Source organism: Mucilaginibacter sp. P4_G9, from assembly GCF_056400985.1.
Genome location: NZ_JBFUKF010000805.1, coordinates 1 through 1,090 on the forward strand (window position 1 = coordinate 1; position 1,090 = coordinate 1,090).

General features: G+C 46.1%; 1 protein-coding gene. It reads right to left on the reverse strand.

Translation table 11 applies throughout. The features are described from left to right. Positions 1–1,090 (reverse strand): hypothetical protein (locus tag AC1DPZ_RS27780; protein WP_477409619.1); only part of this gene is annotated, 1,090 nt, incomplete at both ends.

The window sequence follows — 1,090 nt, forward strand, 5'->3', positions numbered from 1 at the left end:
CTGTTATGTAACGCTGTACATTCACATTGCCGGTGATAAACGAGGTGGTATTTAGTATTTGGGAAACTGTTGCGGTTGATGAGGCATTTGACATTAAAGTTAATACGCCGCCCGCATCCAGTTTTGTGGTAGCGTTGTTAGCCAGCGAAAGTGTACCTGTGGCCGATACGGCAAAGCCCCCTGAGCCCGACATGGTTTTAGGGAAGGTTAACGCCCCGCCAGAAAAACTTACTTTATTAAATACTGTACCTGCCGAACTTATATCGCTTAAACTTTGGAGCCCGGTATCATTGAAATATACGGTGCCGGTACCCGCGGTAAAAACCGATGTGTTTTGATAATCGCCGTTTATATACAAATCTTCGGCGTTGCAAACATAGGTGCCGCCGTTATTTTGAAATGAGCTTGGGCCTACAGTAACTTTGCCCGGGCCTGCACCGCCTTGAATGGTGCCGCCGCTATTTTGTACACCCCCTGTAGTAAAGTTGCCGGTGCCAAGTTGTATAGTGCCGGCAGTGTTTTGTGTATAGCCACCAACGGTTACATTACCCGAGCCCATGTTCATAGTGCCCGCGTTTGTTAAGTTGCCAACTACGGATGTAGTTCCTGCTCCGCCAGTGACGGTTGCAGCTGCATCATTTTGCCAGTTTGTACCAATGGTGGTTGTAGTAGTTGCATTTGCAAAAGTAGTATTGGAAGATGTGGTTAATGCAGAGTCGAGCTTCAATACGCCCGCCGTGGCCCCTGCTCCAATTGTAGCGGTGCCTGTGCCATCAATAATAAGGTTATCATACGTTGATTTAGTAATATCAATAGTTGGGCCGCCCGAACCAAAACCTTTGGTAGAGGTAGTATAAATAGTTGGACTTGCCCCGGTGTAAATAATAGTAATTTTACCACCGGATAAGGACGTACCGTTAAAATTTACCGTAGACTTATTTAACCCTCCGCTGGTTTGCGGCAACGGAGTTAAAATAGCGTTGGCGCTACTAAGCGTTAAGGTTGGACTGCTTTTAATCCCGGAAGAATTTGATGCATCAATTGTAAAATATCCTGCATTGCTGGAGTTAACTAAAGCTACGGATATGGC